The organism is Pseudomonas sp. NPDC089918 (genome assembly GCF_050280605.1).
Taxonomy (GTDB): domain Bacteria; phylum Pseudomonadota; class Gammaproteobacteria; order Pseudomonadales; family Pseudomonadaceae; genus Aquipseudomonas.
In genome coordinates, this window is the sequence record NZ_JBNNVP010000057.1 from 1 (window position 1) to 20,455 (window position 20,455).

A 20,455-nucleotide genomic window follows, 5' to 3' on the forward strand; every position below is an offset into this window, starting at 1 on the left:
GATTCCAGGGCATGGTCAGGCACCTCCTGACCGTATTTCATACCTGTAAACGATGTCTCCGGTTTAAAACGTAAAGGATGTCTCCGGTTTCTACCCGGGCAAGCCCGCTCCCACAGGATTTGTGGCGTACACAACATGTGTGAACACCGCCAATTACTGTGGGAGCGGGCTTGCCCGCGATGGCGATGCTACTGAAGCAACCCGGTATCGAGCACCTTGGAAGACTCGCCAATAACGTTTTGCGCGAGCTGGACGAATTCCTTCGTATCCACACTTTCCAAATGCATCGCTCCACGCAGCACATCATCGAGCGAGCGCTTGTTGCGGGTTTTCAGACGAATCTCGCGGTCCAGTTCCTGTAGCAACACCACCGCTTTGGCCACCTGCGCCGGGTTGATCTGTTCACCGCGCAACGTGCTGACCTTCTGGCTGTCCTTGACCAACTTGCTGTGCAGGCTTTCATACCGCTCATCACTCATGCCGCCTGCGCGGCGCACCAGTTCGATGGCGTAGTACTCGGCAAACCCTTCGCTGATCCAGTCACTGCGCTGGCTGTCGTTGATCCGCCCGAACACCTGAGCCAATTCGCGCACCAAGGCACTGGTGCCGCTTTCGCTGACCAGCGGCAGACGGCTATTGAGGTAGATCGAGTCATGGGCGCCCAGGCTGCCGCGCCACATCGGGTCGTTGCCGCCGACAATCAGCAACTTGCCGGGATGACGCGGAAAAACTGCCTGCACTTGCGGCCAGACAAAGGTCAGCAGCGTCAGCACGTCCATGCGGCGCATGCCCTGACCTTGAGGCGAGGCGACGGTGACTTCGGTTTCCCCCAGCCGCGCACGACGACTGCCGAGATGGCCGGCGAGCATCCAGCCAGTGGGACGGTCGAACAGACGCGAGGCATTGTCGATCCGGAACCTGTTCTTGCCGATCCGCGGCCAGGCGGTTTCGACGCTTTTCCAACCGCTGGGTAATTCGAATTCAAGGCGTGAAACCAGTTCGATGCCGTCCTGCTGATCGAGTTTGGCCGCAGGCACCAGGTCATCGCCACGCATCAGCGCCCAGGTCGGGGTCATGCGGGTGTCGAAGCTTCCGCTCTTGCGCCCATGGCTGATGCGCACGCGGTAGGTCAGGCTGGCCTTGTCGCCGGCGGGGCGCCAAACACCACGGGCCTGTTTGCCGGGTGTGAGTTGCCATTGGCCATCGGCCTTGAAATCGCTGTAGTGACCGCCATCGCCCAAGTCGAAATCCAGACTGCGCACCGCCGAGCCCTGGGCCAGGGTCAGGCGCACTTCGGCCTGATCGCTTTGCGGCAGCAGGCGCACGTGATAATCCAGATCGACTTTCTTCGCCGCCCACACCGGCAAACTCAGGGCCAGCAGCCCGACAGTCAACGCCAGCCGCACTCCCACAGCCATACACACTCCTAGTGTGGCGAGCGAGCTTGCTCGCGCCGGGCTGCATAGCAGCCCCAAATTCTTCTAATCACTGCTGATTTTGTGAGTGCTACGCACTCAAGCGGGAGCAAGCGCCCTCGCCACAAAGCAGTGGGAATTAACCCGCGCGAAAAATCAGATGGTCTTCCCAATCCTCTTCAGCCACGCTGCCCTCGGCGAGCATACGCCCGGACTGGGAAATACGTTCGTGATGCACCGCCTCGCGATCACCGCATACCAGATGATGCCAGAGCGGCAAATCCTTGCCTTCGCTGACCAGTCGATAACCGCAGGTCGGCGGCAGCCATTTGAACTCATCGGCCTTGCCCGGCGTGAGCTGAATGCAATCGGGCACCGAGTCGCGACGGTTGGGGTAATCGGTACACTGACAGGTTTTGAGGTCGAGCAATTTGCAGGCGATACGCGTGTAGTACACGGAGTTGTCGTCTTCGTCCTCGAGTTTTTGCAGGCAGCACAGGCCACAGCCATCGCACAGCGACTCCCATTCCTCTTGATCGAGTTGATCGAGGGTTTTGCGTATCCAGAACGGTTCGACTTTGGCGGCCATGGCTCAAGCATCAACATCAGGTGGTGAAAAGGCCGCCAGTCTAGTACCAAGGCACCGACGGGCCAAGCATTGGCGACTGCCGGTACAACGGAACTTGTCAGTTATAGCGCCCCCAAGTAGCTTTGCCGTCGCAAGGAGCCATGCTCAAATGCCATTAACGCTCAACCGCGTTGCATTCAGGTGAACTACCCAGGCTCTCGAAAAACCTCATCGCTCAGCTCAACTGCGCCCGCAGGTTTCAGACGACCCTCACTTTCAAACGTAAAGGAATCTCTTGATGAGTGCTAATCCACGCGTTGCCGACTACGCCATTCACCCTCAGTTCACTGATCGCTGGTCGCCCCGCGCGTTCACCGGCGAAACCATTCCCGTCGAGACCCTGCTGAGCTTCTTCGAAGCCGCTCGCTGGGCGCCATCGGCGTACAACTCGCAGCCTTGGCGGTTTCTGTATGCGCGTCGCGACACACCGAACTGGGAGCGTTATCTGGGTCTGCTGAACGAGTTCAACCGCAGCTGGGCACAGCACGCCTCGGCGCTGGTGATCGTAGTCTCGAAAACCACCTTCGCGGTACCTGGCGCCACTGAAGAAACACCAGCGCTATGGCACACCTTCGACACGGGCTCGGCCTGGGGCCACCTGGCGCTGCAAGCGAGCATCAGTGGCTGGCACACCCACGGCATGGCCGGTTTCGATCAGGAGCTGACCCGCAAAGAGCTGAATATTCCTGAGGGCTATGCGCTGCACGCGGCGGTGGCGATCGGCAAGCTGGGCGACAAGGCGACGCTGGCCGAGTACCTGCAAGCGCGCGAAGAGCCAAGCCCGCGTCGTCCGCTGAGCGAGTTGGCGGCCGAGGGTGATTTCACCCTCTAAACGCGCCGGACTCGATCGTTCCCACGCGCAGCAAAGGAATGCATCCCGTGACGCTCTGCGTCACATCCGAAGCGGAACGCGGAGCGTCCCTGGCGGCATTCCCACGCGGAGCGTGGGAATGATCAGCTGGGTGAATTCAATACCCGCGATTGAAATCCACTTCCCCACGCAACGCTTCACCCGCCTGATACGCCCGCAGGTTTTCGACGAACAACTTCACCATCATGGGTGGCGAAGTCGGTGCCGAACTGTGCCCCGTCAGCAGCAGGCCCCACGCGGTCCAGAACGGATGGCGTTGCGGCAGCGGCTCCTGACGGCAGACGTCGATCACGGCCCCGGCCAGATGCCCTTCCTTCAAGGCTTCCACCAGATCCGCATCGACCACCGCCACGCCGCGCCCGACGTTGATGAACAACCCGGTCGGCTTGAACTGCTTGAACAGCGCGGCGTCGTACAGGTCGTGAGTATTCGGGGTGTTCGGCAGCAGATTGATCACGTAATCCACTTCGCCGACCAGTCGCGGCAAGTCGCTCAGCGCGCCGACTTCGACAAAGGGCGCCTGCTCGCGGGCTTCGCTGGCGATGCCGTACAACTCGACACCAAATGGCACAAGGAACTGCGCCACGGTCTGGCCGATGTCACCGGTGCCGACGATCAACACCTTGCGTCCAGCCAGGCTTTGCCCCTGGCGACTGTCCCACTTTCGCTCGACCTGGCTCACCAACCGCGGCAGTACTTCGCGCTCGTGGCCTAGCATGTAAGTCAGTACGTATTCGGCCATGACCTGACCGAAAATCCCTACCGCGCGAGTCAGGCGATAGTGCCGTGGCAGGCCGTCGGCCAGCAACGGCGTAATGCCGGCCCAGGTCGACTGCAGCCATGCCGGCGTGTGGCCCTGACGCAACAGCGTCGCCAGCAGGTCCGGCTGGCCGAGCCAGACCTGGCACTCGGCGGCCTGACGGGCCAGTTCGGCGGAGTCGCCGCTGGTCAGTACTTCCAGATCAGGCGCTGCCTGACGCAACAGTTGGGCATACACAGGGTGGTCGTGTTCAGCAATCAGAACGCGCATGGTTCAAACCTTTCAAAAACAGTGCAGACGGCCGCCGACGGAGTATCACTCCATCGCCCTGGCCATAGCCAAAATCATTCCAGTGTTTCATAAAGGCTCTGAACAGAGCCTGTCTCGATTACATCGGGTCGTTGCGTCGCAGCAACTCTTCCGGCAAATGCTCGATGTATTCGTCTTCGGCCGGCGGCATTTGCAGGTGATAGCCCTGCTTCTCGAGGTTTTCCAGCACCACGGTGATGTCTTCGCGCGACAGCTTGCGTTCGGGCGTCAGCACCAGATCGAAAGCGTGGTGCGGTTTGCCGAAGGCCGCCATCAGACTTTCCGGAACGCGCTCCAGTGCATCGCTTTTGAGCACATAGAGGTACATCTCGTTTTTCTTCAGGCTTCGATAGATGGAGCAAATACGTTTCAAGGCTGTTCTCCGGCGGTGGCCAGGCTGTCGAGCAGCGCCTGGCCCATCAATTCGCGGCGCCAGCCACGCAGCGAATCAGGCAATTGGTAAGGACCATTGGGGAAGCCGCTCTTGAGCAGCGCTTCCAGGGTTTTCTTGCGCAGCATCAGTTCTGGCGCGATGTTCAGGCGTTCGGCTTCGGCCTGGCCGATGGCGCGCAGCTGTTTGACCAGCGCGGCGGCGTCCACCGGCAACGGCTCCGGCACCGCCGGTGGCCATTGATCAGGCGACACACTGCCAGAGCGCTTGATCAGATCAAGCAGAAATTCGCCGTCCTGACGCACGGTACGCGGGTGCATGTCTTCGATTTTCGCCAGCGCGCCGAGGTTGTCCGGTTGCGTGCGCGCCAACGGCCACAGGGAATGTTCACGGACGATGCGGTTGCGCGGCAGATCACGGGCACGGGCTTCGCGTTCGCGCCAGGCGCAGAGTTCACGCAGCACGGCGAGTTGGGCGCGGGACAGCTTCCAGGCCAGTTTGGCGTCGCGATAGACCTCATACGGGTCGACCTCGCGACGCAGATTGGCCACCAGCTCGGCACCGTCTTCCAGGACCCAGGCGTATTTATCGTCAGAAAGCTTCGGACGCAGCTGTACGAAAACTTCCGCCAGATGCAAGGCATCCTCGGCGGCGTAGCTGATCTGGGTGTCGGACAGTGGACGTTGCAGCCAGTCGGAACGGGTTTCGCCCTTGGGCAGGTCGATGCCGAGCACTTCCTGCACCAGCCGCGAATAACCCATGGAAAAACCCAGGTTCAGGTAAGCGGCGGCCAGTTGGGTGTCGAACAACGGCGCTGGCAGGCTGCCGGTCAGACGCAGTAGCACTTCGAGATCTTCGCTGCACGCATGCAGGACTTTGACCACGGCCGGATTTTCCAGCAACGCGGCCAACGGCTGCCAATTGTCGATGGTCAGTGGGTCAATCAGGTAAGCGCGTACGCCATCGCCGATCTGCAGCAGGCCTGCGATCGGGTAAAAGGTGTCGACCCGCATGAATTCGGTGTCGAGGGCAACGAATGGCAACTGCTGCCACTCGGCGCAAAACTGACCGAGGCTATCGTTGTCGCGAATCCAGTGAATATCGATGGCCACACGGCTCTCCCTTGAAGAATGGCGCGCAGTATATATCGCCCCCGGCAATTTCCGCGCCTCCACTGAACAAGAGCTTTAGCGAAAATACCTGCTGGATCGCAAGAATTGTCTGACAGGAGGGAACTAACTGGCCTTACGCAGCACGTAGACCCGCATCCGCGCGCAACCCGGCAAGAAGTCCTGATGGCTGAGCAAGCGGAAACCCGCCTGCCTGAACTCGGCCTCAAGCTCGGCCTTGCTCGCCTGTGGCTGGGCCTGTGCGCCGTTCACACCCGATTGGCGCAGTTTGAAATGCGCATCAACCCGCACTGCCACAATCACTGTGTCGCGACTGACCCGATGGAACTCGCCCAGCAGGGCCAACCGATGCTCAGGACTGGTGATGTGTTGAAACAGTTGCATGCAAAAAATGCAATCAACCGCGTTCGCCGACAAACCAATGGTGAAGGCTGAACTCTGAAAGGTCTTGATCCGTTCCAGCAGGTGCTGCGGATGGTGGGTGCGGGCATGATCGAGCATGTCCTGAGACGGATCGGTCGCAAGAATCACCCGATTCGCATGCTCGGCCAGTATCGACCAGAAGCGCCCGACACCGCAGGCTACATCAAGAATCAATCCCGGTTCGCCAGCAACCTGAAGCGCATTACGCACCAGTTGCTCGTCGCGCCAGAACGTCAAACGCCCCGCCAGCCCACGCGGTCGCGACTGAAGGCAGACGCGGGCATGTTCCTGATCGTAGCGCCGGGCGAACTCAAGTTCGATGGCGGATGGGGGCAGAGCAGACATGTGCAAGGGCTCTTGTTGGAATATCGACTGGCGGCAGGTTAACGACTGGCGCGTGAAAAAAAGGTCGACGGACTCATTTTTTGGCCAGCACACCGTCAATCACTGCGCCGCGGCAGCCGGCAAACATGTCCAGTCCCGGGTCGTAGACCTTGCTGTTGACCTCCAGCAGGCCAAGCATGGAATGGAACAGGTTGTCCTGGCTCAAGGGCTTTTCGCGACTTAATTGCAGGCAATGAGTGTCCACCGAGAACGATTTTTGATAGCTGTCGGAGAACCACGCCAGCATCGCTACATGCTTCTGTTGTTCCGGCGCCAGCATGTAAGGCGTGCCATGAAGGAACAGGTTGTATTCGCCCAGGGATTCGCCGTGGTCCGACAGATAAAGCATGGCGGTATCGACTTTGTCCTGATTACTGCGCAACAGGTCGATCAGGGTCGACAGCACATGGTCGGTGTACACCAACGTGTTGTCGTAGCCATTGACGATACTTTCGCGGCTGCAATTGTTCAGTGCATTGCTTTCACACACCGGGGTGAAGTGTTCGTATTCTTTCGGGTAGCGCTTGAAGTATTCCGGACCGTGACTACCCATTTGGTGCAGTACCAGCACGGTGTCTTTATCCAGCGTGTCGATGAAGTGCTGCAAACCTTGCAGGAGAATTTCATCGCGGCACTCGCTATTGGCACACAACACCGGGTCTTTCAGATTACTCACGTCGTCGACAGTGACCCGATCGCAAGTACCTTTGCAGCCCGACTGATTATCCCGCCAGATCACCTCGAGACCGGCGTGCTTGAGCACGTCCAGCAGACCTTCCTCATTCTTTGCCTTGCTGGCGTTGTAATCCTTGCGGCCCATGTTGGAGAACATGCAGGGCACCGACACGGCCGTTTCCGTGCCGCAAGAATGCACATCGGTGAAGGCAATCAGGCCGGCTTCCTTATCCAGTTGGGGGGTGGTGTCGCGGTTATAACCCAAGATGCCGAAGTTCTCGGCCCGGGCACTTTCGCCCACCACCAGTACCGTCAGGGATTTACGGCCGTGGGTTTGCCAGACCGGGTTTTTCTCGGCATCTTCACCGAGTTTGACAAAGGGTTGCCGGGCAGAAACGACTTGCTCGCGCAGATAACCGAGCGAGGCACCGATGTAGTTGCTTGGCACCACCATCAGGCGCAATTCATGATGATTGCGAAACAACGACGACAAGCCTTGATAGTTGACCAGGGCGACACCGCCGATCACCGCAACCGATGCGACACTCACCAGCACTTTACTTAATAACTCACGGTGCCAACGACGGTAATTAACCGGCGTCTTCCACAACAACCACGTCGGTAAAACTCCGAGAAACATAATATAAACAAACAACTTCACGGACAGTAAGTCACGCACTTCTGTCACATTGGTTTCTGCGAAGTTACGAAACATACCGGCGTCGATCAATACACCGTATTGGCTCATGAAATAGGCCACGCCGGCACTGACCAAAAAGATCAGCGTCAACACGGGTTTCATCACAAACCGGAATGCCAGCAAGGTCAGCACAATGTTGAAGACCGCCAGGATCATCACCCCGAACGCGACACGCATGGTGATGCCTTGACCGTCTGCAGCGGTGATATCGAAGAGGTGTTGCCAGAGAACTGAATTGAACCCTGCCAATAAAAAGGCACTGGCAATCAACGTCACCCACTCGGGGCGTACGGCTTTTAACTTCAACATGATGATCGGCTGTTCCTGGAAGAAGTGCCCGCGGCAAATGTGAAAATTTCATTTACTGCGACAACACAAATCTTAAGCAGCCGACCATCAATTTTTCGTGAAAAAGAAGCCAACGATTAGTTGGCTATGAGATAAGGCTCAAACTTTCAACAATGCAGATTCGTTTCAGGCCTGATGCAGATACCAGCGCCAATCCTGCTCACCGACTTCACCCATGAACTGCCGGTATTCGGCACGTTTCACCGCCAGATACACGCCAAGAAACTCACTGCCAAATGCTTCCCGCGCCCAGTTCGAAGCCTCCAGCGCTCGCAACGTGGTCAACCAGTCGGTGGGCAGCAATTCCGTAGCCTGGGCGTACCCATTGCCCTCCACGGGTGCTCCAGGGTCAAGCTGCTCGCGGATGCCGCGACGAATGCCGGCCAGGATCGCCGCAGCCGCCAGGTACGGGTTGGCGTCGGCACCACAGATGCGGTGCTCGATATGCCGGGAGAATGCCGGCCCGCCGGGCACTCGCAAACTCACGGTGCGATTGTCCACGCCCCAGGTGGCCGCCAGTGGTGCGTAGCTGTTGGTCTGGAAACGACGATACGAGTTGGCGTTCGGACAGAACAGCAGCAACGAATCCAGCAACGTGCTGAGCATTCCGCCGACCGCTTGTTTAAGCAGCGGCGTACCGTCCGGGGCTTCGCTGGCGAACAGGTTATTGCCCTCCTTGTCCGCCAGGCTGACGTGCATGTGCATGCCGGTGCCGGCCAGATCATCAAAAGGCTTGGCCATGAAACAGGCCGCCATCCCATGCTTGTGGGCCACGCCCTTGACCAATCGTTTGTAGCGCACCGCTTCGTCCATCGCCTGCAAAGCATCGGTGCGGTGTTCGAGGGTGATTTCCACCTGCCCTGGCGCGTATTCGGAGATTGCCGTGCGCGTCGGAATGCCCTGCAGCTTGCAGGCGCTGTAGAGGTCGGCCAGAAACGGCTCGATCTGCTCCAACTCACGTAAGCCATAGACCTGCGTGGAGCGTGGCCGCCCACCATCGACATCCCGCGCCGGCTGCGGCCGACCGTTGCTGTCGCGCTGCTGATCCAGCAAATAGAACTCCAGCTCCGCCGCCATCACCGGGTAATAACCGTCGGCCTGCAAGCCTTCGATGACCTTGGCCAGCAGGTGCCGTGGGTCGGCGATGGTCGCGGGCATGCCCTCTTTTGGATGCATGCTGACCTGCACCGCCGCCGTGGGAATCAATCGCCACGGCATACGCTGCAAACTGCCGCTGATCGGGTAAGCCCGGCAATCGATATCACCGACGTCCCAGACCAGCCCGGAATTTTCCACGTCATCGCCATTGATGGTCAGGCCCAGAATGGTACTCGGCAGCGGCCGCCCGCTCTCGTACACCGCCAGCAGTTCATCGCGATGCAGCAACTTGCCCCGTGGCACACCGTTGTTGTCGAGGATGAACAGCTCGAACATCTCGATATCCGGATTGTGTTCCAGGAAGGACAGGGCTTCTTCTTTCGTGGCGAAGGATGTCGTGGCACAGCTCATGGGAATTCTCGTCTATCCGCGTCAGGCAAACGCACAGGCGCCGCCGGTTTGATCCCGGCGCACAGCGCGGGACCTGTCAGAACAATCAGCGGGACAGGCAAGAATCCGGCGGGCGGGCGTGGCGGCAGTGCCACAATGCCCAGAAGGCCAGTTCGGAAGGGAGTGCGACCGGACGACCGTCCATAGAGAAGACCGCAGTAAACAGATGACCAGCAGCGTCACACGGGTGGTTAAGTCGTTAAATCGGGATTTAAAGAACTTTGGATGTGGACAGACTAAACAATCAATTTCCCAAACGCCCTCCATCCCTGTGGGAGCGGGCTTGCTCGCGATGACGGATTTACATTTAACTGAGATGTTGACTGATCTATCGCTATCGCGGGCAAGCCCGCTCCCACAGGAATTTTGGGGGTGCGATACAGCTATTTAATTTTTAAATACCGCTCCAGACTTTCTGATTTGCCGCCTCCGGGGCTCGCGCGCCTAATCGGCTCCTTGTTTTTGAAGGTCCGATTATGGAAAACGTTCGCACAACCTCCCGCCCTGCCTTCTGGCTGATGTTCGGCATCATTCTTGTCGCCCTGAACCTGCGTCCATCCATGGCCGCTGTCGGTCCTTTGCTATCAGCCATCCGCGGTGATATCCCGCTGAGTTTCAGCCTGGCCTCGCTCCTGACAATGTTGCCAGTCATGGCCATGGGACTGGCGATGTTCTTCGGTATCGGTGTCAGTCAGCGGCTGGGCGAGCAACGCACCGTGGTGCTGTCGCTGCTGATCATCGGCCTGGCCACGGTGTCGCGGCTGTTCCTCGATTCTGCGGCGGAACTCATCTTGAGTGCCGTGTTGGCTGGCATCGGCATTGCGTTGATCCAGGCGATAATGCCCACCCTGATCAAGTCCCGTTTCAGCGACAACGTTTCCGTGTGCATGGGCCTCTATGTGACGTCGATCATGGGCGGCGCGGCAATCGCCGCGTCGTTTGCGCCGCTGGTGATGACCCGCACCGACAGTTGGCGAGTGGGTTTGGCGATCTGGGCGGCGCTGGCGCTGTTGGCATTGCTGTTCTGGTGCGCTCAACGCTCGGGAATGCCTGCGCGGGATGCCAAATCGTCAGGCAAAGAATCCTTTTTCACCCATTCCCGCGCCTGGCTACTCGCAATCTTCTTCGGTCTCGGTACGGCGTCCTACACCTGTGTGCTGGCCTGGCTGGCGCCGTACTACGTGGAAAAAGGCTGGAGCGAACAACAGGCCGGTTTGTTGCTGGGCTTTTTGACGGCCATGGAAGTGTTGTCGGGTCTATTGGTTCCCGCCATCGCCAACCGCAGCCGAGACCGGCGCCTGGTGCTGGTGGTGTTACTGACGCTGATCATGGTCGGTTTCTGCGGGCTGATTCTGAGCCCGCAATACCTGAGCCTGCTCTGGCCCTGCCTGCTCGGACTGGGCATCGGCGGGCTGTTCCCGATGAGTCTGATCGTGTCGCTGGATCATCTGGACAATCCCCAACGCGCGGGCGGGCTGACTGCCTTCGTGCAGGGCATCGGTTACCTGATTGCCGGCCTCTCGCCGCTGATGGCCGGGATAATTCGCGATCAGCTGGGCAGTTTCGAATGGGCCTGGTGGTCACTGACCGGCGTTATGGCGTTGATGATTCTGATGGCTCTGCGCTTCGATCCGCGGCATTACGCCAAACACATTCACTGACCCGGAAACCCCATCATGAAACGCACAGGTTTTGCTGCGGCTCACGTCGGCATGCTGCTCTGGGCACTGTTGATTGCCGTCTCGTTTTCCGCGGCAGCCCAAGTCAGCCAGGCCATCGACCCGATTCTGCTGACCGGTTTGCGCTTGCTGTTTTGCGCCCTGGTATTTTTGCCCCTGCTACTGTTCAAGGGCGATACCGTCATGCACATCCAGGGACTGCTCAGCCATGCTGTGCTCGGTATGCTGCTGGCGTTGTATTTCGGCTCATTGTTCGAAGCACTGCGCTACACCTCGGCGGTCAATACCGGGACGATGTTCACTCTGGTGCCGTTGCTGACGCTGCTGTTCGAAGCCTTCCTGATGCCCGACAGCAGCCTGAAAAAGCGCGTATTGCCCATGCTGACTGCCGCTGCCGGTGCCGTGCTGCTGGTGTTAAAAGGTGCTGGCCCCGATGAGCTGCCGTCGTTGTATGCGCTATCGGTGTACGGGATCGGTTGTTTGGCGATGGCGCTCTACTCGCCCCTGAGTCAACGGCTCAAGACCAATAGCCTCAAGGGTCGCGGCCCGGTGGTCATGACCTTCTGGAATATGCTGTTTGGTGCGCTGTTTCTATTGGCGTTCTGTGGGTTCAGCGGCGGCTGGCGATCGGCTTCGTTACTGACCGCGAGCGATCTTTGGTGGTTGATGTACCTGGCACTGTTCGCCACGCTGGCGACCTTCTGGCTACTGCATCGAGCGATTGGCGTCATCGCCCCTTCCTCGGTCATTTCCTACATCTACCTGAGCACTCTGTTCATCACGCTGTTCCACTGGTTCTGGCTACGCGAGTCACCACTAGCCCTGGAAATCATCGGCGCATTACTGGTGTGCATCGGCATGTTGGCGCTGCTAATATCCAGCCGCGACGCGATCCCCGCGCAGCCATCAGCGTTAAAGGCCTCTGGCCAGCTTTCAAGAGATTGAATTCATAGGTCGTGTTCGCAACATTTTCTGTCCCACAACTGACCATGAAAAATCCTACAAGGCATTCTCTTGGCACCATCGTTCCGTTAGGATCATTCGCACACGTTTGCGCACAGTCAGCGCAAGGAGCACAGCGAGACAGAACGGATGCTGAACAGTAACTTGCTTAGAAAGCTCGATATGCAGGACCTCATGGTGTTTGTCGCCGTGTATGAGCAAAGCAGCGTCACCGGTGTGTCGGAGGCGCTCTGCGTCAGTCAGTCCACCGTGAGTTACTGCCTGAAAAAACTGCGCACCAGTTTCGAAGACGAATTATTCATCAATACCCGTATGGGTATGCGCCCCACCTACAAAGCCAGCACCATGCATACCCATGTGCTGAAAATCCTCGAAAGCATCAACCTGTGTCACGCCGGGACACCGACCTTCGACCCGACCTTGCAACCGGTCACCTTCAATATCTGCGCGCCGGAGTACTTCGAGCAGTTGATCCTGCCGCGCCTGTTGAAGAGCTTCGATTTTGCCGACCTGCCAGTGATGGTCAACATGCACAAGTTCGAAACCGACATCCCGGCCGAAGAACTGCGCGACGGCAGTCTCGACCTGGTGATCTGTTTCGGCCCGAATTTTCATCGCAGCCACACCGATTTCAACTCCAGGAGGCTGCTGGAAGATGATCTGGTGTGCGTCTTCGACAAACGCGCCACGCCGCTGGAACCGCGCTTGAGCCTGCAAGCGTTCACTCAACGCCGGCATGTGTTCCCGACGCCTTGGACATCTACCACCAATATGGTCGACGGTTGGCTTGCTCAACAGGCCCACAAACGACAGATAGTCGCGCGATCCAACAGTTATAGCGCGGCGCTGAAGATGATCACCGGCACCGATTTCATCCTGACCTTGCCTCGACGCATCCAGCAATTGCTGGCCAACGAGGCAATCTTCAATCACTGCGAAGCGCCCAACGGCTTGCCGGGCTTCACCCTGGACATGCAGTGGAGTCAAAGCGTCGATCAGGACAGCGCCAACACCTGGCTACGCGAGCAAGTGATCAAAGCCTGCGCCGAGCAGGAAATGGCCTGAAACTCAGTGGCCGATGGCGGTCTTGGTGTAGGACTCTCGATCGATATCGAGGATTTCAACACACAGCTGGACCTCAACTTTCGCCGGCCACTCACACACATCCTGCACCACGGCCAGCAGGCTTTCAGACAACTGCTTTTTGATCTCCGGCGAACGACCGCTCAACAGCGCCAGCTTCACATGCACGAACGCCCGCTCGCCCAGTGCCGTGCCCACCCTGAAAGTCTCGACCTTCACTGCACGAGCCTTGATATCGAACTCAGCACCAAACTGGCCAGACGCGACCAACGCGTTGTTGAGTCGCATCAACGCCACATCGGCATTCAACTCGGGCAAGTTGGCGGTGTATTCCATGTGCAGGTGGGGCATAACGGGGCTCCTGAAGATTGGTAGAAAGGTCGTACATATAACACAGAGCCGCCCTACTCACTGGGACGGCGCAAGAGTCGCACTCTCACTCATGAACGCCTCCAGACGCGAGCGCAGCCAGCGTTCGGCCGGATCGCTGTCGACATGACTGAGCCATACCATGGACAAGTCCAGGGTCGGCGTCTTGAACGGAAACGGCTCCTTGAACAGTTGGCCGGACGCGGCCATCGCCTCGGCCGTGTAATCCGGCAGGCTGGCGATCAGATCGGTGCCGGCAAGCAAGGCCGGCAACGAGCTGTACTGCGGAACGGACAGCACTACCTGGCGTGTACGACCGATCTCCGCCAGCCATTCATCGGCGTAGCCGCTGACATTCGCGGTATGGGACACCAGCACGTGCGGCCGCGAGCAATATTCATCGAGGGTCAGCGGTGTGTCCGAGGCGTCTGCGCGCAAAATACTGGGCTGGATGTGTCGCAACAATTTGCGCTTGGCGTTGGCCGGCAGGCCGCGGGTCTGGCTGATACCAACGGTGATATCACCAGACGCCAGCAGGTCGGGAATGCGCCAGTAGTCGACATGTTGAACCACAAACACCACCTTCGGCGCTTCCTGGCGCAAAGCACGCAGCAATGGCGGCAACAGGCCGAACTCGACATCGTCCGACAGCCCGATGCGAAACGTCATGGTGCTGCTGAGCGGATCAAAATCATGGGTCAGGCTCAAGGCCACCGACAGCGAGTCCAACGCCGGTGACAGGTGCTGAATAATCTCCTCGGCCCGCGCCGTCGGCTCCATGCGATGTCCGACCCGAATGAACAGCGGATCGTTGAACATCGTCCGCAATCGGTTCAGCGCCGCACTGATGGTCGGCTGACCGAGGAACAGCTTCTCCGCCGCCCGTGTGACGTTGCGTTCGAGCATCAATGTCTCGAACACCACCATCAGGTTGATGTCGGCCTTGCGCAGTTCATTGCGATTCATCCATTACCCCCCGATCCCAGACGGCGGACAGTTTAGGGAGGTCTTGCGATCGGCGTCTATGCAGGTTGGCAAATGACCCGATCCCTAAAAATCCGCGGCACTTATACGAGCGTTCGGAAAAAAAAGAAGCTGCTCTGACTGAGCAGCTTCACCGCCCTGGAGTCTATATCTCCTTGACCGGGGTCTGATCATGAGTCCCTTTGATCAAACTGATGGCATGCACGCAATCAGACTTGTTGACGTAAGCCTCCCCACTGGCAATCGTTTCATGGTTCCCCGCCCGCAAACGCCAGCGCCATTGGCCCTTGCCAGTTTGTGCGATACCACGGGTTTGCCTGTAAATCTCAAAATACATTGATCGCTCCTTGCGACTGCTGATTACGACAGGTCAGTGACCTGCAGAACCAGAGTAGATGAGGAATTTTTGCGGCAATGTCTTTCAATGTGAGGGGATATTTCGAAGATAACTTCTTGATTCACGAAGCGATCAACAAATACAGGGGGTGGTAATTAAAGCGACTCAGTGGAGGTACTTTTCTTGGGAACAGGCATATTTTTCTTACGCTGTTGAGCTGATTTATCCGACGCTGAAAACCTGAGGCAAACGCAGTGAAAGTGGCCAGTCGGAAAAATCCGCGTAAACGAAAAAGCCCCGTAGATTTTCATCTACGGGGCTTTTTCTATGTAATGGCGGAGAGATAGGGATTCGAACCCTAGGTACCGGTGAAGGTACAACGGATTTCGAATCCGTCCCATTCGGCCACTCTGGCATCTCTCCAACGGCGCGCATCATAACAACACTTTTGCCGGAAGCGAACCCCCTAAGCAAAATTTTTCCGTGCTATCAGATGCTTGCGTCGATTACAGCGGTACGCCCAGACGATTGGCGACTTCTTCGTAAGCTTCGATGACGTCACCGAGGCCCTGACGGAAGCGGTCCTTGTCCATTTTCTTGCCGGTAGCCTTGTCCCACAGGCGGCAGCCATCCGGGCTGAACTCGTCACCCAGGACGATGGAGCCGTCGGAGAACACGCCGAATTCGAGTTTGAAGTCGACCAGCAGCAGGCCAGCATCGTCGAACAGTTTGCTCAGGACTTCGTTGACCTTGAGCGACAGTTCTTTCATGCGAACCAGTTGCTCGGCGGTGCCCCAACCGAATGCCACGACGTGGGATTCGTTGATGAACGGGTCGCCCTTGGCGTCGTCCTTCAGGAACAGTTCGAAGGTGTAAGGGTTGAGCTTCATGCCCTCTTCAACGCCCAGGCGTTTGACCAGGCTGCCGGCGGCGTAGTTACGCACGACGCACTCGACCGGGATCATGTCGAGCTTCTTCACCAGGCATTCGTTGTCGCCCAGCAGTTTGTCGAATTGAGTCGGCACGCCGGCTGCTTCGAGTTTCTGCATGATGAAGGCGTTGAACTTGTTGTTCACCATGCCTTTGCGGTCGAGCTGCTCGATGCGCTTGCCGTCGAACGCCGAGGTGTCGTTGCGAAACAGCAGGATCAAGCGGTCAGCGTCGTCGGTCTTGTAAACCGATTTGGCTTTGCCGCGGTAGAGTTCTTCACGTTTTTCCATGATGGGCTCCGCTTGCTAAGTAGGTGGGCTAGGCGATGTGTCGCCAGTCGAGCCCTGAATCTTGATCGGCCAGTTGCAGCCAGTCCGGGTCGCACCCGAGGGTGTCGACAAAACATTGCCGGGCCAGCTGCGGCAGGTTGTTCTTGCTGCTCAGATGGGCCAGGACCAGGTGTTGCAGGCCTTGCCAGCCCAACTCGGCCACCAGGAATGCCGCCTGATGGTTGTTCAAATGTCCCAATTCACCGCCCACCCGCTGCTTGAGAAAGTACGGGTAGTGACCGCGAGCCAGCAAGTCACGGCAATGATTGGACTCGATCATCAATGCATCGAGGTCCCGATAGCCGTCCAGCACCTTGTTGCAATATGAGCCCAGGTCGGTCAACAAGCCGAAACGCCGCTGACCGTCGCTGAAGACATACTGCGTCGGCTCCTGTGCATCATGGGCCACGGCAATGACGCCGATGCTCAGGTTACCGATTTGCAGTTGCTCGCCGCCAGCCAGAAAGCCTGCGGGTTCAATCGGTTTGCGCATCCCGCGCAGGGTCCCGCGACTGAGGTAGACAGGCAGATTGTAACGCCGAGACAGCAAACCCACGCCATGCACGTGGTCGGCATGTTCGTGGGTCACGAGTATCGCGCTCAGCTGCGAAGGGTTCACACCCAGTCGCAGTAGGCGTTTTTCGGTTTCCCGCAGGGAGAAACCACAATCCACCAGCACATACGTGTCGTCGCTGGCTATCAGCGTGCCGTTCCCTTGGCTACCGCTGCCGAGAACGGCAAAACGCATGTGATCAGCCCAGGTTGTCCTGAATCACGCTCAACACTTTGCGCGCCACTTCTGCTGGCGCCACGGTGTTGATGTTTTTCTCGACGGTGACTTGCACGTTCTCGCCAACCTTGCTCAGGCGAACCTGATAACGCTCGGCGCGGGCTTCAACTTCTTCCTTGTCCGGCTTGCTGCCGAACAGACTGCCGAAGAAACCTGGCTTCTCGTCCTTCTTCTCGGCTTTTTCGGCGAGGTTGATGTAGTACAGGCCCAGGCTGCGGTTGATGTCTTCAACACGCCATTCGCCCTGCTCCAGCGCACGACCGACACTCGACCAGGCACGATCCAGATCGGAACCGACGTTGAGCACCGGGTTGCCGCTGCCATCTTCGGTCAGGCTGACACGACTTGGCGTATCGAAATCACGAGAGGCCAGCATGGAGACCGAACCGCCCTTCTCCGAGGTGCGGCTCATGCTTGCCAGCATGTCGTCGACCAGTGCTGCGTCCAGGCCGGTGTTAACCGAACGATTGGTGAAATCCACATTGGCGGTGCTGCCGGCAGGACGCTCGGCGCTGACCACGTAGACTTCACTGGTGTTGCGCTGCACGCCTGGTTCGATACGCACCCGCACACGGCTTTCACTGTCGGCGCCGACACCGGCTGCGCTCAAGCGCTTGGCCATTGCTGCGGACAGTTCGTCGGAACGCTGCCAGGTGGTGGTGAATTCGCCAGTTTGCGGGCGTTGCTCGTCCAGACGGAAACCGTTGTCCTGGAAGAACTGCACGGCCACGGGCCAGACTTCGGCCGGTGGGTGCTGGGCCATGACCCAACGCGAATCGCCGCTCTTCTGCAGGGTGTAGTCGCTGGCATCAGCCGCGGCCGACAGCGGCTGCGGACGAGGCACGATGTATTCGCCCTTGGCGGTGTCGTCAGCCACGTTGCGCGGGATCGGCAACAGCGGATCCAGACGCTTGGCGGTGCTGACGTCCGGTGGCAGTTGCATCGGTGCAGTCTGTTGGGCTTCCAGGTAGTCGCTACCACGGTCACGGAAATAACCTTCCGGGCCCCAGATCCATCCGCAGCCACTGGTGCTGGAGATAATCAAGGCAAGTGCGGAAAGTCCGGCCAATCGCTTCATGCGTAGTACTTCCTCAATTAAACCAGGACGCCGGACTGGCGCATGGCCTGCCGCAGCGGTTCGTGACAGGCAGCGCTGAGCCAGGTGAGCGGCAGACGGATACCGTCCGGCATCAAGCCCATTTCATGCAGTGCCCATTTCACGGGGATAGGGTTGGATTCGATAAACAGGGTTTTATTGAGCGGCATCAGCTTTTCGTGGATCGCCCGGGCTTTGACGGCATCACCGGCCATGGCCGCGGCACACAACTCGCTCATGGCGCGCGGTGCGACGTTGGCGGTCACCGAAATATTGCCCTTGCCGCCGAGCAGCATCAGCTCGACCGCGGTCGCGTCGTCACCGGAATACACCAGGAAGTCGCTGCTCACGCCGGCCAGGATGTCCTTGGCGCGCTGCAGGTCGCCCGTGGCTTCCTTGATGCCGATGATGTTCTTCACGGTCGACAGGCGGATCACCGTCTCGGCCTGCATGTCGCAGGCGGTACGGCCCGGCACGTTGTAAAGGATCTGCGGGATGTCGACGGCTTCGGCGATGGCCTTGAAGTGCTGGTACAGGCCTTCTTGCGTCGGTTTGTTGTAATAAGGGGTTACCAGCAGGCACGCGTCGGCGCCGGCGTTCTTCGCGTTGGTGGTCAGTTCGATCGCTTCGCGCGTCGAATTGGCGCCCGTACCGGCGATCACCGGAATACGCCCTGCAACCTGGGCAACCACGCGACGAATCACTTCGATGTGTTCGTTCACGTCAAGCGTGGCCGACTCACCTGTAGTGCCGACCGCCACGATGGCGTTGGTGCCCTCTTGCAGGTGGAAGTCCACCAGTTTGCTCAGGCTGTCCCAGTCGAGACGACCCTGTGCATCCATGGGTGTGACCAGTGCCACCATACTGCCCGCAATCATGCAACCGCTCCTGCCGGAAAAAGAGAGCGGTAATGGTACTGGCGCCAAGATGCTTGTACAAGCGAAGTACTGCGCTGCTGCCATTCCCCTTGGCGCTGCTTTTCGCTACCCTTCAGACTTTGATCGGTACTGATAAGCTCGTACGCCGCGTTCCAGCCTCCATTTTCGGCATCACAAGCCCCGATCCAGCGTTGCCACCCCTCGCTCTCGCCACTCTGGAGCACGTCGCAACCTTCGGCCGGGTTTTCTGAATTCGCATCCGCAGGCTCGTCCCGGTAAAAAAGCCCATAAAAGTATCGACCGCTCATCGCTTTAGGAATGCTGCATGTCCACCCCCACAGTTCGCGAACAATTCCTTGTCATCAGTGCCCTCGGCGCCAACCCCATGGAGCTGACTAACGTCCTGTGCCGCGCCAGCCATGAAAACCGCTGCGCCGTGGTCACCTCTCGCCTGACGCGTCATGGTGAATGCAGTGCGTTGATCCTTGAAATCTCGGGCAGCTGGGACGCCCTGGCGCGCCTCGAAGGCAGCCTGCCCGTGCTGGCCAAACGGCACGCCTTCACCGTTAACGTGGTTCGCAGCGCGGCCCTGGAGAACCGTCCCCAGGCCCTGCCATACGTTGCCTACGTCAGCTCGGCCTACCGTCCGGACATCATCAACGAGCTGTGCCAGTTCTTCATGGATCACAATGTCGAACTGGAAAACCTGACCTGCGACACCTATCAGGCTCCGCAGACCGGCGGCACCATGCTTAACGCCACGTTTACCGTGACCTTGCCGGCCGGCACCCAGATCAGCTGGTTGCGTGACCAGTTCCTGGATTTCGCCGACGCCATGAACCTGGACGCACTGATTGAACCGTGGCGCCCACAAAACCCAATGTAAGGAAGCTTTCATGGCCGTAGCCATCAACCAACCGGTTGCCGACTTCGAAGCACCCGCCACCAGCGGGCAATCCGTCAGCCTCGCGGGCCTCAAAGGCAAGCAAGTGGTGATTTACTTCTATCCGAAGGACAGCACGCCGGGCTGCACCACCCAGGGTCAGGGTTTTCGTGATCAGCTTGACGCCTTTAAAGCCGCCAATACTGAAGTCTTCGGCGTGTCTCGCGACAGCCTGAAATCCCATGAAAACTTCAAAGCCAAACAGGCTTTCACCTTCGAGCTGATCAGTGACAAGGAAGAAGCGCTGTGCCAGCTGTTCGACGTGATCAAGCTGAAGAAGCTCTACGGCAAGGAATACATGGGCGTTGATCGCAGCACGTTCCTGATCGACAAGAACGGCGTGCTGCGTCAGGAATGGCGCGGCGTGAAGGTACCGGGGCATGTGGATGCGGTTTTGGCTGCTGCTCAGGCGCTGAACAAGGCCTGATTCATCTAGTGCCTGTTCGGACGCCATCGCGAGCAGGCTCGCTCCCACAGGATTTGCGCAAACTT

21 protein-coding genes and 1 tRNA gene are annotated in these 20,455 nt (G+C 58.6%); 6 read left to right on the forward strand and 16 right to left on the reverse strand.

All coding sequences use genetic code 11. The features are described from left to right. Positions 1-188 precede the first annotated feature (188 nt). The gene (locus tag ACQKPC_RS27320; protein ID WP_427627680.1) at positions 189-1,418 is read right to left on the reverse strand and encodes a hypothetical protein; all 1,230 of its coding nucleotides are present in this window, start codon (positions 1,416-1,418) and stop codon (positions 189-191) included. 136 nt (positions 1,419-1,554) lie between these two features. Further along, positions 1,555-2,004, reverse strand: a complete 450-nt coding sequence (locus ACQKPC_RS27325) for a YcgN family cysteine cluster protein (RefSeq protein ID WP_008073139.1) — start codon at positions 2,002-2,004, stop codon at positions 1,555-1,557. A gap of 277 nt (positions 2,005-2,281) precedes the next feature. Between ACQKPC_RS27325 and ACQKPC_RS27330 the strand changes: the two genes are divergently transcribed. Further along, positions 2,282-2,875: a nitroreductase family protein gene (locus ACQKPC_RS27330; RefSeq protein WP_007898696.1), complete on the forward strand. Its 594-nt coding sequence runs from the start codon at positions 2,282-2,284 to the stop codon at positions 2,873-2,875. Between the two features lie 136 nt (positions 2,876-3,011). Here the strand turns inward: ACQKPC_RS27330 and ACQKPC_RS27335 are convergent, their stop codons facing one another. From ACQKPC_RS27335 to ACQKPC_RS27360, 6 genes are all read right to left on the reverse strand, one after another. Continuing rightward, entirely contained in the window at positions 3,012-3,944 is a 933-nt protein-coding gene (locus ACQKPC_RS27335) for a D-2-hydroxyacid dehydrogenase (protein WP_427627682.1), read from the reverse strand. 118 nt (positions 3,945-4,062) lie between these two features. Then, positions 4,063-4,356 (reverse strand): YcgL domain-containing protein, encoded by a 294-nt coding sequence (locus tag ACQKPC_RS27340; RefSeq protein ID WP_007898694.1) that lies wholly within the window; start codon positions 4,354-4,356, stop codon positions 4,063-4,065. Continuing rightward, on the reverse strand, positions 4,353-5,486 hold the full coding sequence (gene rnd, locus ACQKPC_RS27345) for a ribonuclease D (protein ID WP_427627684.1): 1,134 nt from the start codon (positions 5,484-5,486) through the stop codon (positions 4,353-4,355). Before rnd ends, ACQKPC_RS27340 begins: the two co-directional genes overlap by 4 nt. Before the next feature lie 123 nt (positions 5,487-5,609). Continuing rightward, entirely contained in the window at positions 5,610-6,272 is a 663-nt protein-coding gene (locus ACQKPC_RS27350) for a class I SAM-dependent methyltransferase (RefSeq protein WP_427627686.1), read from the reverse strand. Between the two features lie 73 nt (positions 6,273-6,345). Continuing rightward, positions 6,346-7,995 (reverse strand): phosphoethanolamine transferase, encoded by a 1,650-nt coding sequence (locus ACQKPC_RS27355; protein ID WP_427627688.1) that lies wholly within the window; start codon positions 7,993-7,995, stop codon positions 6,346-6,348. A gap of 165 nt (positions 7,996-8,160) precedes the next feature. Further along, positions 8,161-9,543: a glutamine synthetase family protein gene (locus ACQKPC_RS27360; protein ID WP_427627690.1), complete on the reverse strand. Its 1,383-nt coding sequence runs from the start codon at positions 9,541-9,543 to the stop codon at positions 8,161-8,163. A 515-nt stretch (positions 9,544-10,058) separates the two neighbouring features. Here ACQKPC_RS27360 and ACQKPC_RS27365 point away from each other — a divergent pair. The 3 genes from ACQKPC_RS27365 (at position 10,059) to ACQKPC_RS27375 (ending at position 13,289) form a co-directional block, all read left to right on the forward strand. Further along, positions 10,059-11,243, forward strand: coding sequence for a cyanate transporter (locus ACQKPC_RS27365; RefSeq protein ID WP_427627691.1), 1,185 nt, complete (start codon positions 10,059-10,061; stop codon positions 11,241-11,243). Positions 11,244-11,258: 15 nt separating this feature from the next. Further along, entirely contained in the window at positions 11,259-12,206 is a 948-nt protein-coding gene (locus ACQKPC_RS27370; protein ID WP_427627693.1) for a DMT family transporter, read from the forward strand. A 147-nt stretch (positions 12,207-12,353) separates the two neighbouring features. After that, entirely contained in the window at positions 12,354-13,289 is a 936-nt protein-coding gene (locus ACQKPC_RS27375) for a LysR family transcriptional regulator (RefSeq protein WP_063342772.1), read from the forward strand. Positions 13,290-13,292: 3 nt separating this feature from the next. On the opposite strand, the gene ACQKPC_RS27380 is transcribed toward ACQKPC_RS27375, so the two are convergent. The 8 genes from ACQKPC_RS27380 to dapA all read right to left on the reverse strand — a co-directional run bounded on the left by ACQKPC_RS27380 (position 13,293) and on the right by dapA (position 19,020). Further along, complete coding sequence (locus ACQKPC_RS27380) at positions 13,293-13,658, reverse strand: 5-carboxymethyl-2-hydroxymuconate Delta-isomerase (protein ID WP_427627695.1); 366 nt, start codon at positions 13,656-13,658, stop codon at positions 13,293-13,295. 57 nt (positions 13,659-13,715) lie between these two features. Continuing rightward, entirely contained in the window at positions 13,716-14,642 is a 927-nt protein-coding gene (locus ACQKPC_RS27385; protein ID WP_427627697.1) for a LysR family transcriptional regulator, read from the reverse strand. Positions 14,643-14,805: 163 nt separating this feature from the next. Further along, positions 14,806-14,997, reverse strand: a complete 192-nt coding sequence (locus ACQKPC_RS27390; protein ID WP_008074435.1) for a YegP family protein — start codon at positions 14,995-14,997, stop codon at positions 14,806-14,808. A 333-nt stretch (positions 14,998-15,330) separates the two neighbouring features. Then, positions 15,331-15,420, reverse strand: a tRNA-Ser gene (locus ACQKPC_RS27395). Between the two features lie 83 nt (positions 15,421-15,503). Further along, on the reverse strand, positions 15,504-16,217 hold the full coding sequence (gene purC / locus ACQKPC_RS27400) for a phosphoribosylaminoimidazolesuccinocarboxamide synthase (protein ID WP_007898671.1): 714 nt from the start codon (positions 16,215-16,217) through the stop codon (positions 15,504-15,506). 28 nt (positions 16,218-16,245) lie between these two features. Further along, on the reverse strand, positions 16,246-17,004 hold the full coding sequence (locus ACQKPC_RS27405) for an MBL fold metallo-hydrolase (protein WP_427627699.1): 759 nt from the start codon (positions 17,002-17,004) through the stop codon (positions 16,246-16,248). 4 nt (positions 17,005-17,008) lie between these two features. Then, positions 17,009-18,124 carry an outer membrane protein assembly factor BamC gene (gene bamC, locus ACQKPC_RS27410; RefSeq protein ID WP_427627701.1) on the reverse strand — a complete coding sequence of 372 codons (1,116 nt, stop codon included), beginning with the start codon at positions 18,122-18,124 and terminating at the stop codon, positions 17,009-17,011. Positions 18,125-18,141: 17 nt separating this feature from the next. After that, positions 18,142-19,020: a 4-hydroxy-tetrahydrodipicolinate synthase gene (dapA, locus tag ACQKPC_RS27415; RefSeq protein WP_007898664.1), complete on the reverse strand. Its 879-nt coding sequence runs from the start codon at positions 19,018-19,020 to the stop codon at positions 18,142-18,144. Between the two features lie 325 nt (positions 19,021-19,345). Here dapA and ACQKPC_RS27420 point away from each other — a divergent pair, with 325 nt between their 5' ends. Both ACQKPC_RS27420 and ACQKPC_RS27425 read left to right on the forward strand, forming a co-directional pair. Further along, positions 19,346-19,906, forward strand: coding sequence for a glycine cleavage system protein R (locus tag ACQKPC_RS27420; RefSeq protein ID WP_007898662.1), 561 nt, complete (start codon positions 19,346-19,348; stop codon positions 19,904-19,906). A gap of 10 nt (positions 19,907-19,916) precedes the next feature. After that, positions 19,917-20,390 carry a peroxiredoxin gene (locus ACQKPC_RS27425; RefSeq protein ID WP_427627704.1) on the forward strand — a complete coding sequence of 158 codons (474 nt, stop codon included), beginning with the start codon at positions 19,917-19,919 and terminating at the stop codon, positions 20,388-20,390. Positions 20,391-20,455 lie beyond the last annotated feature (65 nt).

Excerpts from the sequence above, each read along its gene's own strand:
- ACQKPC_RS27405 (WP_427627699.1), bottom strand. The coding sequence starts at position 17,004 with ATGCGTTTTGCCGTTCTCGGCAGCGGTAGCCAAGGGAACGGCACGCTG.
- ACQKPC_RS27325 (WP_008073139.1), bottom strand. The coding sequence starts at position 2,004 with ATGGCCGCCAAAGTCGAACCGTTCTGGATACGCAAAACCCTCGATCAA.
- ACQKPC_RS27320 (WP_427627680.1), bottom strand. The coding sequence starts at position 1,418 with ATGGCTGTGGGAGTGCGGCTGGCGTTGACTGTCGGGCTGCTGGCCCTG.
- ACQKPC_RS27350 (WP_427627686.1), bottom strand. The coding sequence starts at position 6,272 with ATGTCTGCTCTGCCCCCATCCGCCATCGAACTTGAGTTCGCCCGGCGC.
- ACQKPC_RS27360 (WP_427627690.1), bottom strand. The coding sequence starts at position 9,543 with ATGAGCTGTGCCACGACATCCTTCGCCACGAAAGAAGAAGCCCTGTCC.
- ACQKPC_RS27385 (WP_427627697.1), bottom strand. The coding sequence starts at position 14,642 with ATGAATCGCAATGAACTGCGCAAGGCCGACATCAACCTGATGGTGGTG.
- ACQKPC_RS27355 (WP_427627688.1), bottom strand. The coding sequence starts at position 7,995 with ATGTTGAAGTTAAAAGCCGTACGCCCCGAGTGGGTGACGTTGATTGCC.
- dapA (WP_007898664.1), bottom strand. The coding sequence starts at position 19,020 with ATGATTGCGGGCAGTATGGTGGCACTGGTCACACCCATGGATGCACAG.
- purC (WP_007898671.1), bottom strand. The coding sequence starts at position 16,217 with ATGGAAAAACGTGAAGAACTCTACCGCGGCAAAGCCAAATCGGTTTAC.
- ACQKPC_RS27390 (WP_008074435.1), bottom strand. The coding sequence starts at position 14,997 with ATGTATTTTGAGATTTACAGGCAAACCCGTGGTATCGCACAAACTGGC.
- ACQKPC_RS27330 (WP_007898696.1), top strand. The coding sequence starts at position 2,282 with ATGAGTGCTAATCCACGCGTTGCCGACTACGCCATTCACCCTCAGTTC.
- ACQKPC_RS27425 (WP_427627704.1), top strand. The coding sequence starts at position 19,917 with ATGGCCGTAGCCATCAACCAACCGGTTGCCGACTTCGAAGCACCCGCC.
- ACQKPC_RS27370 (WP_427627693.1), top strand. The coding sequence starts at position 11,259 with ATGAAACGCACAGGTTTTGCTGCGGCTCACGTCGGCATGCTGCTCTGG.
- ACQKPC_RS27375 (WP_063342772.1), top strand. The coding sequence starts at position 12,354 with ATGCTGAACAGTAACTTGCTTAGAAAGCTCGATATGCAGGACCTCATG.
- ACQKPC_RS27420 (WP_007898662.1), top strand. The coding sequence starts at position 19,346 with ATGTCCACCCCCACAGTTCGCGAACAATTCCTTGTCATCAGTGCCCTC.
- ACQKPC_RS27380 (WP_427627695.1), bottom strand. The coding sequence starts at position 13,658 with ATGCCCCACCTGCACATGGAATACACCGCCAACTTGCCCGAGTTGAAT.
- ACQKPC_RS27335 (WP_427627682.1), bottom strand. The coding sequence starts at position 3,944 with ATGCGCGTTCTGATTGCTGAACACGACCACCCTGTGTATGCCCAACTG.
- bamC (WP_427627701.1), bottom strand. The coding sequence starts at position 18,124 with ATGAAGCGATTGGCCGGACTTTCCGCACTTGCCTTGATTATCTCCAGC.
- ACQKPC_RS27365 (WP_427627691.1), top strand. The coding sequence starts at position 10,059 with ATGGAAAACGTTCGCACAACCTCCCGCCCTGCCTTCTGGCTGATGTTC.